The organism is Aestuariivita boseongensis (assembly GCF_001262635.1).
Classification (GTDB): Bacteria; Pseudomonadota; Alphaproteobacteria; order Rhodobacterales; family Rhodobacteraceae; genus Aestuariivita; species Aestuariivita boseongensis.
This window is the reverse complement of record NZ_JXYH01000030.1, coordinates 1-13,454: the sequence shown is the minus strand read 5'-3', so window position 1 is coordinate 13,454 and position 13,454 is coordinate 1. Positions and strand designations below refer to the sequence as shown.

Genomic DNA, 13,454 nt, shown 5'->3' with positions numbered 1-13,454 from the left:
TGTGAACCAGACTGATCTCTTGCGCGGAGGCCTTTCAGCGCATAGCTTGGAGGCAACTCGAAATGGAGGGCGTAAAGATGGCGCCCAAGCGTCCCGATGGTGCGGGCGCGTTCCCTAAAGCGGTTGAGCCACCCGCGCCTCAAACGCCTGATCCAACCGATCTTTATGCGGCTCTGGATCTGGGCACAAACAGCTGTCGCATGCTGATTGCCCAACCCAAGGGCAGCGGCTTTCACGTCGTGGACAGCTTTTCAAAATCGGTGCAGCTGGGTGCGGGTCTTGAACGCACCGGGCAGTTGTCGCGCGCGTCCATGGCGCGCACCATTCAGGCGCTGCGGATTTGCCAGCAGAAGCTGAAGCGCAACAAGGTCAGGCGAATGCGGCTCGTCGCCACCGAAGCCTGCCGCCGCGCGCTGAATGCCCAAACCTTTGTCGAGAACGTGCATCGCGAGACCGGCTTGCGGCTTGAGATCATCGAGCCCGAGGAAGAAGCGCGTCTGGCGGTGATCTCCTGCGCACCACTGGTATCGACCAAGACAGAACAATTGCTGGTCGTCGATATCGGCGGCGGTTCGACCGAACTGGTGTGGATCGACCTGTCGGCGGTGCCCAGGCGTGACCGTCCGCGCGCGCTGATGCGGCTGCACGCCGGCTTCCACTCCGTCGACAGCCCCTTTCCCGCCGCCAAGGTCGTCGACTGGATCTCGGTCCCGCTCGGTGTGGCCACGCTGCGCGATCAGTTCTCGGACGTGAAGGATGATGCCGCACGCTTTGCCCTGATGAGCTGGTTTTTCGAAGAAAACCTCGCCGAATTCACGCCCTATCAGAAACTGGAACACCTGAAAGAGCGGTTTCAGATCGTGGGCACTTCGGGCACTGTGACAACCGTGGCGGCCAGCCATCTGGGTCTGAAACGCTATGACCGGACCAAGGTGGACGGATTGCGCATGACCTCGGACCAGATCGACACGGTGATCCGGCAGTATCTGTCGATGGGTCCCACCGGGCGCAGGCGCGATCCAAGGATCGGAGAGGACCGGCATGCGTTGATCATGTCCGGCTCGGCCATTTTGCAGGCGCTACTGCGGCTTTGGCCCACAGACCGGCTGTCCGTGGCCGACCGCGGCCTGCGCGAGGGGTTGCTTTTTGCACAGATGTCGGCAGATGGCGTATTGGAAGACGGGGTGTATTGAGGGGGCCAGCCCCCCTCGCCCGTGCCGGGCTCCTGCCCGGGAATATTTTTGGAACCCAAAGAAGTATGGATCATGGCCAAGACGCCCACAGGTAAGAACACATCGGGACGCGGGCAGCGGGACCTGAAGGTCAAGGTCAAGACTGCGCGCGGGCGCAAGCTGTCTTCGACACGGTGGTTGCAACGGCAGCTAAACGATCCCTATGTCAAACGCGCGCAGGCCGAAGGTTATCGCGGGCGCGCGGCCTTCAAGATCATGGAACTGGACGACAAGTTCCGCTTCCTTGTGCCGGGCGCGCGCGTGGTCGATCTGGGCGCGGCCCCCGGCGGCTGGTGCCAGGTGGCAGTCAAACGCATCAACGCACTGGGAGAGAAATCGGGCAAGGCCCAGGGCCGGATCATCGGGGTCGATCTGCAGGAAATGGAGCCGATCGCCGGGGTCGAGCTGCATCAGCTTGATTTCATGGAAGACGACGCCGACGAAAAGGTAAAGGAATGGCTGGGCGGCAAGGCCGATGTGGTGATGTCGGACATGGCGGCAGCCTCCTCCGGGCACAAACAAACCGACCATCTGCGCATCATCGCCCTGTGCGAGGCGGCTGCTTACTTCGCCTTTGACGTGCTTGAAGAAGGCGGTACGTTCGTCGCCAAGGTGCTGGCCGGCGGCGCCGAGGGGGATCTGCAGAAAATCCTGAAGCAGAAATTCACCAAGGTGGTGAATATCAAGCCCCCTTCGTCACGGTCAGACAGTTCCGAGAAATTCGTGGTCGCAACCGGCTTTCGTGGTTAATCCGCGGGCCGCTGCGGTATGTCCCAGGATTTTTGCGCCTGCGCAAGAAAGGCGCGCTCAACCTCCCGGGACGGGAAATCGCGCAGCCCGGCCTGTCCGGCATTAACCGACAAGGCCGAAAGGCTGGATTGATGCCAAAGCTCGAAAAGCTGCTGATATGGTCGGCTGTCGGGCATGCATATTCCCCCAATAGGAAAGCGTTGCGCATCATGTTCAACCAATGTGGTTAAGGCGGGGTAAAAACGGGCCGATTTTGCGGAAATTAACCATCCTTCTCGATTGCAAAGACCCCCTCACCCGCTAGGCTGGCTCTAAGATGCAAGACAAACAAACCTTTGATGCGCCAGTGATTGATGCGGTCGTGATCGGGCGCAATGAAGGCGCGCGATTGGTGGCCGCATTTGAAAGCCTGCACGGCAAGGTCAGGCGCATCATCTATGTGGATTCCGGTTCGACCGACGGCAGTGTGGATGCGGCACGGGCCATAGGTGCCGAAGTGGTGGAACTGGATACGTCGCTGCCCTTCACGGCGGCACGTGCGCGCAATGCGGGGCTGAGCTGCCTCGATAATGAGACCGATTTCGTGCAAATCCTCGATGGCGATTGCGCGCTTCGTCAGGGCTGGATATCCGACGCGATCACTTTTCTGCTGGCCCATCCGGAAGTGGCCGTGGTCTGCGGGCGTCGCCGTGAAAGGTTCTCCGACGCCAGCATCTACAACCGGCTGGCCGATGCCGAATGGGATACGCCAGTCGGTCAGACAAAGGCCTGCGGCGGGGATGCGATGATGCGCTTTTCCGCCCTGCGCGACGTGGGATTTTACCGCGAAGAACTGATCGCGGGGGAAGAGCCGGAACTCTGCGTCCGTTTGCGCAAAGCCGGTTGGAAAATCTGGCGGCTGGACAGCGAAATGACCTGGCATGACGCACAGATGACGCGGTTTTCGCAATGGTGGCGCCGGACACGGCGTGCGGGCTATGCCTTTGCCGAGGGTGCTGCGCTGCACGGCGCGCCCCCGGAACGCCACTGGGTGACCGAGACGCGACGCGCCATGGTCTGGGGTCTGGGCCTGCCAGCAATTGCCTTGGTTGGCGGCGCTTTCGTCCCGCTTCTGTGGTTACTGCTTCTGGCCTATCCACTTCAGATTCTGCGCCTGTCCGGCCGCATGGGAATGACACGCTCTGCGTTTACGGTTTTTGGAAAATGCGCCGAAGCATTGGGCGCCTTGGAGTATTGGATGGATCGCGCCATGGGAAGAAAGCGAAAGATAATCGAATATAAATAATATCTTGTGATCCAATCTTAAAGCAGTATCGCCACTGCAGCAACAGCGCCGCGACCGGTCCGAACCGGTCGCATTCTGCCACCACCCGTGCCATCATCTCGCCGTCTTCGCCTGCTATCTCAGCGGGTGAGGACAACCGGCAGCGCCTGACCGCCCTGGGCGGAACGGGCGAAAGAACAAAGGTATCAGGCCCCCGATGGGCAATGGATTGGCATATCTGATGCTGGCCGCCTGGCCCGCAATCTGCGTTGGACTGTTCGCGCGGTTCAGCGTTGAACGCGCGCTGATCTGGTCATTTCTTGGCGCTTACATGCTGCTGCCGCCGGTCACCGAATTCGACCTGCCGCTTGTGCCCGCAATGGACAAGAACTCCATCCCCAGCGTGGCCGCACTTGTGATCATGGTCGCTTTTCTGGGCCTGCGGCCTTCCTTCCTGCCGCGCCACCGGATCACGCGCCTGCTGATCGCCATGATGCTTGTGGGAGCGGTGCTGACGGTCCTGACCAATACCGACGGTATCGTGTTCCACCAGCGGATCGACCTGATGCCCATCGACTTTCCCGTCGGGATGCTTCCGGGACTGCGCCTGATTGATACGCTGTCGGCACTGGCCTCCACTGTGATCCTGCTGATCCCCTTCTTTCTGGCACGCGCCTATCTGGCGACGGACAAGGGCCTGCGCGAACTCATGCTGGCCTTCCTGATCGCCGGGTTGATTTACACTGTACCCGCGCTGATCGAAATCCGGCTCAGCCCGCAGATGAATGTCTGGTTTTATGGCTTCTTCCAGCATTCCTTTGAACAGATGGTGCGCGATGGCGGGTTCCGCCCGATCGTGTTCATGCCGCACGCGCTATGGCTGGCGCTGTTTTTCGTCATGGCGATGTCCGCTGGCGCCGCCCTGATGCGGGATGCCACGCATCAGACGCGATGGCGCTATATGTTGGCCACGGCCTATCTGGTGGTGGTGATCTATCTTTGCAAAAGCCTGGCCTCCCAGATCTACATGGTGCTGCTTTTGCCGCTGATCCTGCTTGCGGCGCCAAAATGGCAGATCCGGGTGGCGCTGGCTTTTGCCGCGGTGGCGATCCTTTATCCGATGCTGCGCAATCTGGGCCTGATCCCACTGGATCTGATCCTGGCCAAGGCCGAACTGATCAGCGCCGAGCGCGCTCAGTCTCTGGGCTTCCGCTTCATGAACGAAGAGATCCTGCTTGACCGCGCATCAGAGCGGTCGCTTTTCGGCTGGGGCGGCTGGGGGCGCAATCTGCTGCACGCCGACACCTCGGGCGAGATCGTGACCATCGCGGATGGGCGTTGGATCATCGTCTTCGGCACCGCTGGCTGGTTCGGCTATGTCAGCCAGATGGGTCTTGTGGTTCTGCCGCTTGTTCTGATGGCGCGCGCGCTGCGGACACATGCCGCAGAAGACCTGTCACCGATGATCGCCCCGCTCTGCCTGATGCTGGGCTTTACCGTGGTGGACATGCTGCTGAATGACACGCTGGTGCCGATGACCTTGCTGATGGTCGGCGCGATCCTGGGATATGCCGAACGCCTGACCTTGCCAGATGACAGCCCCCGTACCCTTTTCCCGAACGGCCCCGTCATCGGACGTCGGAAAGGCGGCGGAAAACGGACCGTCATGTGAAACCGCGTGGTCCTCAGAATGCCCCATTCCAGCCCGGTTTTCAGCGAAGCTTTGCCGATGCACAAAATTCCCGTTTCTTATTGCAGAACAATGCCACCATTCGCAGAATGATTGATATCTCTGTGTCACCATTCCACAAAAATGCCTTACAAAAGGTCTGATCTGACCATGAAGTTTGGGCGCGGGGGGCGTATCAGGAAAGATGGTGGTGGCGATATGTATGAGTACCGGTTGCGCCCGTGATCCAGGCTCTGGATCACGGGCAAACGTCAACGAGTAACCGAAAGCGCCATAATGCACGCCACACACTCGCCCATCCATGATGACGACATCGCAATCGTCGGCATGGCCGCCCATCTGCCGGGGGCCGAAGACATTCGGACTTTTTGGGAGAATCTGCGTGACGGCGTGGAATCCATCCGTGTGCTGGACGAAAAGACCCTGCTGGCCGCCGGTGAACGTGCCGATGTGATCGGCCGGAAAAACTATGTTCCCGCCGCAGCGCCCATGGACGGGTTCGACATGTTCGACGCGGAGTTTTTCGGTTTTTCTCCGAAAGAGGCCGCAATCCTCGATCCGCAGCATCGCAAATTCCTCGAAGTGTCATGGGCAGCGATGGAAAACGCGGGCCATATGCCGGAAGGCTTCGGCGGCGATATCGGTGTGTATGCAGGCTGCGGGATGGGCAGTTATTTCTATTTCAACATCTGCTCAAACCCCGATCTGGTGCGCGATGTAGGCATGTTCCTGCTGCGCCATACCGGCAATGACAAGGATTTCCTCTGCACGCGGGTCAGCCATGTCTTTGACCTGAAAGGCCCGTCGGTGAACCTGCAAACGGCCTGCAGCACGTCCCTTGTGGCGGTGCATTATGCGGCCAAGGCTTTGCGCGACGGCGATTGCGACATGGCGCTGGCGGGCGGCGTGACGATCGAATTGCCGCAAAACCGCGGGTATCCGTATCGCGAGAACGAGATCCTGTCCCCCGACGGACATTGCCATGCTTTCGATCACCGGGCGCAAGGGACCGTGTTCGGCTCGGGCGCGGGCGTGGTGGTTTTGCGCCGTTTGCGCGATGCACTGGAAGATGGCGACCACATCCACGCCGTTTTGAAAGGCAGCGCGGTAAATAACGACGGCGCCGGCAAGGCCGGTTACCTGGCCCCATCCGTTGACGGGCAGGCCAAGGCAGTCCGCGCTGCGCTGGATGCCGCGCATGTTCCGGCAGACAGCATCGGCTATGTCGAATGCCACGGCACCGGAACCTATCTGGGCGATCCGATCGAGGTTTCGGCCCTGACCCAAGCCTATCGGCAGGAAACCTCTGCCCAAGGGTTTTGCAAAATTGGCTCGGTCAAAACCAATATCGGCCATCTGGATACGGCGGCAGGCGTTGCAGGGTTGATCAAGACCAGCCTGGCTTTGCAAAACCGCCAGATCCCGCCCTCGCTGGGCTATGAAGCGCCGAACCCCGCGATTGATTTCGACACAAGCCCCTTCCGCGTCAATGACCGGTTAAGCGACTGGCCCGCCGGCCCCACCCCCCGCCGCGCCGCCGTCAATGCCCTGGGCGTGGGTGGCACTAACGCCCATGTCATTCTGGAAGAAGCCCCTGCCCGCCCCGCTTCCGACGAAAGCGACTGGCCCTTTCACATCCTGACCGTTTCGGCCCGCAGCAAGGCCGCGCTTGAGGCCAATGCCGCCAATCTGGCCGCCCATCTGCGCAGCCATCCCGAACAGGATCTGGCCGATGTGGCCTTCACCCTCAAGGAAGGCCGCCGCGCTTTTGAAAAGCGCCGCGTGGTCGTAGCCGAAACCCATGAGGAAGCCGCCCGCCTTCTGGAAAGCGGCGAACCGACCCGCGTGTTCACCCATGACCGGCTGGGCGACAGACCCGAGACCGTCTTCATGTTCCCCGGCGGTGGCGCACAATACCCCAACATGGCCCAAGACCTCTACGAGACCGAACCGGTCTTCGCGGAATGGATGGACAGGGGGCTGGACCATCTGCAAAGCCAGCTTGAGTATGACATCCGCGCGCTGTGGCTGCCGGAACCGGATCAGGCGGAAGCGGCCGCACAGGCGCTGCAGAAACCGTCGGTGCAATTGCCGCTGATCATGATCGTGGAATATGCGCTGGCGCAACTCTGGCTCAGCTGGGGGGTGAAGCCTGCCGCCCTGATCGGCCATTCCATGGGGGAAAACACGGCTGCCTGCGTCGCGGGCGTGATCCGGTTTGAGGATTGCATCGACCTGGTTCTGCTGCGCGGGAGGCTGTTTGATACGGTGCCCAAGGGCGGCATGCTCAGCGTTTCGTTGTCCGAAGACGACTTGCGCCCACTGATCGGGGCCGATCTGGACATCGCAAGCGTGAACGCGCCGGGGCTGTGCGCCGTGTCCGGGCCGCAGGCGGCGCTGGATCGTCTTTCCGCCGATCTGACCGGGCGCGGGGTCGAACACAACCGGGTGCAGATCGACATCGCCGCCCATTCGCGCATGCTTGACGACATCCTGCCCGACTTCAGCGCCTTCCTGCAGGGGATCGAGCTGAAGGAACCGCAGATCCCGTTCATCTCGAACCGCACGGGCCAGCTTATTTCTGCAAGCGAGGCGATCGATCCGGACTATTGGGTCGGGCAATTGCGCAATACGGTCCTGTTCGCCAAAGGGATCGAGACGCTCTCCGCAGGCGCACCACGTGTCTTTCTGGAAGTGGGTCCCGGGCGCGCCCTCAGCTCCCTGGCGCAGATGGCACCGGCCGTGAAGCCGGGACAGGCCCTGCCAAGCCTGCGCCATCCCGATCAGGACGTGGCCGATGACCTGTGGTTCCTGACCACCATCGGCCGTCTGTGGGCCAGCGGGATCGAGGCCGACTGGTCCCAGATCTGGGGCGACGCGCGGCGCAACCGCGTGCCCTTGCCGGGCTATGCCTTCCAGCGCAGCCGTTATTTCATCGAACCGGGCAAGGCGGCGTCAGACGAGGCGACGGCGCTGATGCGCCAGGAGGATATGACCGATTGGGGCTATGGCATTGCATGGCGGCCGGCCTACGCCACTTGTGACGTGGATCTGACGGGCGACCTGTCGGCCACAGCGGCACAGACATGGCTGGCCTTCACGGATGACGCAGGCCTCCTTTCGCCCGCCCTAACCCGTCTGCGCGACGCCGGGCATCGGGTGATCACCGTAACATCGGGCGACAGTTTCGCGCAAATGGGCGATGGCTTCACCTTGGCCCCGGAAGAAGGCCGCGCCGGGTATGACGCGCTGTTCGACGCGCTGGCAGCGCAAGACCTGCTGCCCGACCGGATCGCCCATGGCTGGCTGATCACCGCAAGCGAAACCCACAGGCCGGGCTCCAGCTTCTTTGACCGCAACATCCAGCACGGGTTTTACAGCTTGCTGCATCTGATGCAGGCGATGTGCGATGCGGGGATCGAAGGGCGGCATGTCACCGTGTTCACAACCGGGGCCGCGCAAGTCGCGTCAGAACCGCTGCCATACCCTGAAAAGGCCCTGATCGCTGGACCCGCAGGCGTGGCACCGCGCGAATTTCCCGGCCTTACTGTGTCGAGTCTGGATATCACGCTGCCCGAAGCCCCAGCGCCCAAGGGACGGTTTGTCCGGAAACCCGACCCGGCGCCAGACGGGTTGACCGAGGCCCTGCTGGAAGAGCTGCTGGCCGAGCCCGCCAACCTCACCGCAGCCCTGCGCGCGGGCAAACGGTACGAGGCGCGCTACGTGCCCGCCCCGTTGGAACGGGCCGGGGCCGCGCCCTTCACGAAAGGCGGCACCTATCTGATCACCGGCGGATTCGGCGGGATCGGCCAGACGCTGGCCGCCGACCTGCTGACCCGCTACAACGCCAATGTCATCCTGCTGGGCCGCACCCCGAGCCCCGGCGCGCTGGGCAAGCTGGACGGGCTGGGCGGTCAGGTCATCGCGATGGCGGGTGATGTCGCCAATATCGACGACATGCGCCGCGTGGTGGATGACGCGACGGCGCGGTTTGGCCGCATCAATGGCGTGTTGCACGCCGCAGGCCATATCAACGACGCACCGATGCTGACCAAGGATGCATCCAGCATCGAGGCGGTCTTTACCCCCAAGATTCACGGTCTGCGGGTGCTTGATCAGCTTTTCCCCGATGGCGCGCTGGATCTTCTGGTGCTGTTTTCGTCTTCCTCCACCGCGACACAGCCTGCGGGCCAGGTCGACTACGTCGCGGCCAATGCCTATCTGAACGCCTTTGCGCGCGCGCGGACAGGCGGCAAAACCCGCGTCTTTGCCGTCAACTGGGGCGTCTGGGCCGATGTGGGCATGGCCGCCGATGCCATGTCGCGCCGCGTGGGCGCGGACACCGCACCGCGCATTCCGGTCACATCCGCGCTGATTTCCGAGCGCAGCAGCGACAGGGGCGAGACCCGGTATCACGCCTCCCTTGCCCCCGATCACTGGATCTTTGACGAACACCGCACCACCGGCGGTCACGCGGTGCTGCCCGGCACGGGGTACATCGAACTCGCCGCCCAAGCCGCGCGGCTTCACGGCATCGACCGCCCGTTCGAGATCCGCGACCTGTATTTCATCCGCCCGATCATGGCCGCCAGCCAGCCGCGCCGGATCGACGTGACCCTGGAAGACGATGGCACGCTCAGCATCCGCAGTGACGCCACCTTTGGCGGACACAGCGGTAAGGCGCTGAATGCCCAGGCCAGCCTTGCAGCCTTGCAAAACACGCCTGGCAGGCAACATATTGATCCGCGCGCCATTGCAAAACGCTGTGCACGGGCCGTGACCGGATCCGAGGGCAACCGCCTCCGCTCCCCGCAAGAGGCGCATCTGGCCTTCGGTCCACGCTGGCATGTGCTGCACTCCATGGCCTTCGGGGATGGCGAAGGGCTGGCACGCCTTTCCCTGCCGCAGGCTGCGCGCGATGATCTGACCCAGGGGTTCATGATGCATCCAGCGCTGCTGGATCTGGCCACCGGATGGGCGATGGAGCTGATCCCCGGGTATTCCGGCGCGCATCTCTGGGTGCCGCTCAGCTATGGCCGCATCGCGATCCACCGCGCCCTGCCGGCCGACATCCTCAGTTGGGCCCGACTGCGCACAGGCAGCAGCGAAGACGGGCAAGCGCAGTTTGACATTACCCTGTCTGACGCACAGGGCGACGTGATTGCCGAAATCGAAGGGTTCGTGATCCAGCAGATCGCGCGCGAGGCCGGTTTCGCCAGCGCTCCCCTGACCGAGGCGGAAATTCAGTTCGACGAAGGCACCGCCACCGCGCCGCTATCCCCGGATGAAGAGCGGCTTTTGCACAATATCGGCCAGGGCATCCGCCCCGAAGACGGGCCCGAGGCCCTGCACCGCGCGCTGGCGCTGGGCAAACCCGATCTGGTGATCTCTTCCCTGCCCCTGCCCGCGCTGATCGAGGAGGCCGGGCGCAGCCACTCCACGCAACCCGAAGACGGCGCCAGCTTCGAGCGGCCCGAACTGGCCAGCGATTTCGTCGCCCCCCGCAACACGGTGGAAGAGGTGCTGGCAGGGTTCTGGAAAAAACTGCTGGGTCTGGGTGATGTGGGCGTGGAGGACAGCTTCTTCGATCTGGGCGGCCATTCCCTGATCGCCGTACGGCTGTTTGCAATGATCAAACGCGAATTCGGCGCAGATTTCCCGATATCTCTTCTGTTCGAAGCCCCCACCATCTCTGAGATCGCCACCCGCATTGCCGAGGCGACAGGCCGCGACCTGAATGCAACCGAACCAAAAGCCCCGGCTGAAGCCGTCGCCAGCGCGCCCAGCTTCACGCATCTGGTGCCACTTCATAAACGCGACACGGGCACGCCGCTCTTTATCGTGGCGGGTATGTTCGGCAATGTGCTGAACCTGCGCCAGCTGGCGCTGCAGGTAGGACAGGATCGGCCGGTTTTCGGCCTGCAGGCCAAAGGGCTGATCGGCGGCGACGCGCCGCATACCGATATTGCCGAGATGGCGCGCGATTACATCGCCGAGATCCGGCAGGTCCAACCGCACGGACCCTACCTGCTGTCGGGCTTCTCAGGCGGCGGGATCACCGCCTATGAGATCGCGCGGCAGCTGGAACAGGCCGGGGAAGATGTGGCAATGCTGGCCATGCTCGACACGCCGCTACCCGTGCGCCCGGCGCTCAGCCGTCAGGACAAGGCGCTGATCAAACTGCAGGAATTCCGCCGCAAGGGCCTGGGATATCTGCGCGAATGGGCGGCGAACCGTCTGGCCTGGGAGCTGGCCAAACGCCAGGGACAGGCGGCAGATGATGGCGGGGCGCAGTTCAACAACACCAAGATCGAAATGGCCTTCCGTCAGGCCGTCAGCGCCTATCAGGTGACCCCGTGGGATGGCAATCTGATCCTGTTCCGCCCGCCGCTGGACCGGCACTGGAAGGTCTCGGGCGGACGTTTTGTCAGCGCAGAACGGGAATATGTACTCTATGACAATGACTGGACACGCTTTGCGCCGAACCTGACAGTGATCGAAGTGCCGGGCGATCACGATAGCATGGTTCTGGCCCCCAATGTCCGCGTGCTGGGTGCGAAACTGCGCGATCAGATCGCCCGCACCGAGCAAACGCACACAGCACCGGCAACCATCACGGCGGCGGAGTAAGTGATGTCTGAGCCCACCCTCCTGACCGTGATCCTGAACTACAAAACGCCCGAGATGACGTTGAAGGCCGCCGCCGCCGCGCTGCGCGAGATGAAGGACATCGCGGGCGAGATCCTGATCGTCGACAATGACAGCCAGGATGGCAGTTTCGATTATCTGGCGGAAAACGCCCAATTGCGTGGCTGGACCAAATCGGGCCGGGTGCGGGTGATCGCGTCGGGCCATAATGGCGGCTTCGGCGCGGGCAATAATTTCGCGATCCGTCAGGGGCTCAGCACCGGGCAGGCTCCGGATTACGTGTACCTGTTGAACTCCGACGCCTTTGTTGATCCCGGCGCGATCCGCACTTTGCTGGAGTTCATGCAGGCCCATCCGCAGGTGGGTTTTGCAGGAAGTCAGGTGCGCGGCGACGATGATGTGCCTCATACCACGCATTTCCGCTTCCCCTCGATCGCCGGGGAATTCGAAGCCTCGATCAAACTGGGCCTTGTCACCCGTGCGCTGAAAAACGCCGTGGTGCCGATGGCGGCGACCGACGTGCCGGTCAAGGCCGATTGGGTGGCGGGCGCGTCGCTGATGATCCGGTCCCGGATGCTGGATGAGATCGGGCTTTTTGACGAAACCTATTTCCTTTATTTCGAGGAAACCGACCTCTGCCTGCGCGGCGCGCAAGCGGGATGGGAGACATGGTTTGTCCCGCAAAGCACTGCAGTGCATATCGGATCGGTCTCCACCGGCATGAAAACCTGGACCCGCGCGCCGCGCTACTGGTTTGACAGCCGCAGGCATTACTTCCTGAAAAACCACGGGCGTGTGTATCTGATCGGCGCATCGCTTGCGCGGATCGCGGGCGGGCTTCTATGGCGCGCGCGGCGCGTGATCTCTCCACGACCCTTGGGCGAACCACCCCGCTTCCTGCGCGATTTCGTGACCCATGCGATCCGCGCCAATCTGCCGGGCCGCCGCCCGCGCGTTCCCAAACCCTATTCGCAGGGGCTGCCCTCCCATCGTTTCGCAAAGGACAGCAAATGAGCGTCTTTTCCGCCATCGTGATCGGGGATGAATCGCTGACCATCAGCTGCTCTGACATGCTGATGGAGCGCGGTCACCGGCTGACCGCGCTGGTCACGCGCAACCCGGACGTGGCCGATTGGGCGCGCGCCGCCGGTGTGACCGTGCTGGCCAGCCCCGGCGATCTGAACGCGGGTCACAGTGCCGATTGGCTGTTCTCCATCGCCAATCTGCAGCTGATCCCCGAAGACACTCTGGCGCTGGGCCGTAAGGGCGCGGTGAATTTTCACGATGGCCCCCTGCCCGCCTATGCCGGTCTGAATGCGCCCGTCTGGGCACTGCTGAACGGCGAGACAAGCTATGGCGTCTCCTGGCACCTGATGGAGGCGGGGATCGACAAGGGCGATCTGGTGGCCACCCAACCTGTGCCGGTCAACGATGATGACACCGCGCTGTCGCTCAATGCGAAATGCTATGCCGCCGGGATGGAAAGCTTCGAAGGGCTGATCACCCGGATCGCCTCCGGCACGATGCAACGTAGCCCGCAGGATTTCACCCAGCGCAGTTACTTCGGCAAGAACAGGCGACCCGTGGCCGCCGGACGGCTGAATTTCAACAGCCCCGCAGTGGACCTCCTGCGCCTTCACCGCGCGATGGAGTTCGGCGGATACTGGAACCCGTTGACCCGGCCCAAGATCGACATTGGCGCGGGGGTCTTGGCCGTGGCTCAGGCCAAGTCAGAGGAAGGCGCGGGCGCCCCCGGCACGTTGCTGGAGGTGGGGGCCGATCACGTGAGCGTCGCCTGCGCCGAAGGTGCGATCCGCCTCTCTGGCCTGACCGATTTGAACGGCCATGCCCTGCGCGTATCCGATCACCT

At 62.7% G+C, this 13,454-nt stretch carries 8 protein-coding genes; 7 read left to right on the top strand and 1 reads right to left on the bottom strand.

Annotated elements, in window-relative coordinates:
* The first annotated feature begins 77 nt into the window (after positions 1 to 77).
* Complete coding sequence (locus TR61_RS12340) at positions 78 to 1,193, top strand: Ppx/GppA phosphatase family protein (protein ID WP_050930411.1); 1,116 nt, start codon at positions 78 to 80, stop codon at positions 1,191 to 1,193.
* A gap of 72 nt (positions 1,194 to 1,265) precedes the next feature.
* Positions 1,266 to 1,982 carry an RlmE family RNA methyltransferase gene (locus TR61_RS12335; protein ID WP_050930385.1) on the top strand — a complete coding sequence of 239 codons (717 nt, stop codon included), beginning with the start codon at positions 1,266 to 1,268 and terminating at the stop codon, positions 1,980 to 1,982.
* Here the strand turns inward: TR61_RS12335 and TR61_RS12330 are convergent.
* Positions 1,979 to 2,158, bottom strand: a complete 180-nt coding sequence (locus TR61_RS12330) for a hypothetical protein (protein ID WP_050930384.1) — start codon at positions 2,156 to 2,158, stop codon at positions 1,979 to 1,981. The genes TR61_RS12335 and TR61_RS12330 overlap by 4 nt on opposite strands.
* A 140-nt stretch (positions 2,159 to 2,298) precedes the next feature.
* Here TR61_RS12330 and TR61_RS12325 point away from each other — a divergent pair, with 140 nt between their 5' ends.
* From TR61_RS12325 to TR61_RS12305, 5 genes are all read left to right on the top strand, one after another.
* A complete protein-coding gene (locus tag TR61_RS12325; protein WP_050930383.1) occupies positions 2,299 to 3,267 on the top strand; it encodes a glycosyltransferase family 2 protein in 969 nt (322 codons plus the stop codon).
* Positions 3,268 to 3,475: 208 nt separating this feature from the next.
* Positions 3,476 to 4,918, top strand: a complete 1,443-nt coding sequence (locus tag TR61_RS12320) for a hypothetical protein (RefSeq protein ID WP_157440903.1) — start codon at positions 3,476 to 3,478, stop codon at positions 4,916 to 4,918.
* Positions 4,919 to 5,212: 294 nt separating this feature from the next.
* Positions 5,213 to 11,566 carry a type I polyketide synthase gene (locus TR61_RS12315; protein WP_050930381.1) on the top strand — a complete coding sequence of 2,118 codons (6,354 nt, stop codon included), beginning with the start codon at positions 5,213 to 5,215 and terminating at the stop codon, positions 11,564 to 11,566.
* 3 nt (positions 11,567 to 11,569) lie between these two features.
* Positions 11,570 to 12,598, top strand: coding sequence for a glycosyltransferase family 2 protein (locus TR61_RS12310; RefSeq protein ID WP_050930380.1), 1,029 nt, complete (start codon positions 11,570 to 11,572; stop codon positions 12,596 to 12,598).
* Positions 12,595 to 13,454 (top strand): formyltransferase family protein (locus TR61_RS12305; RefSeq protein WP_281178071.1); only part of this gene is annotated, 860 nt, incomplete at its 3' end. The genes TR61_RS12310 and TR61_RS12305, both read left to right, overlap by 4 nt.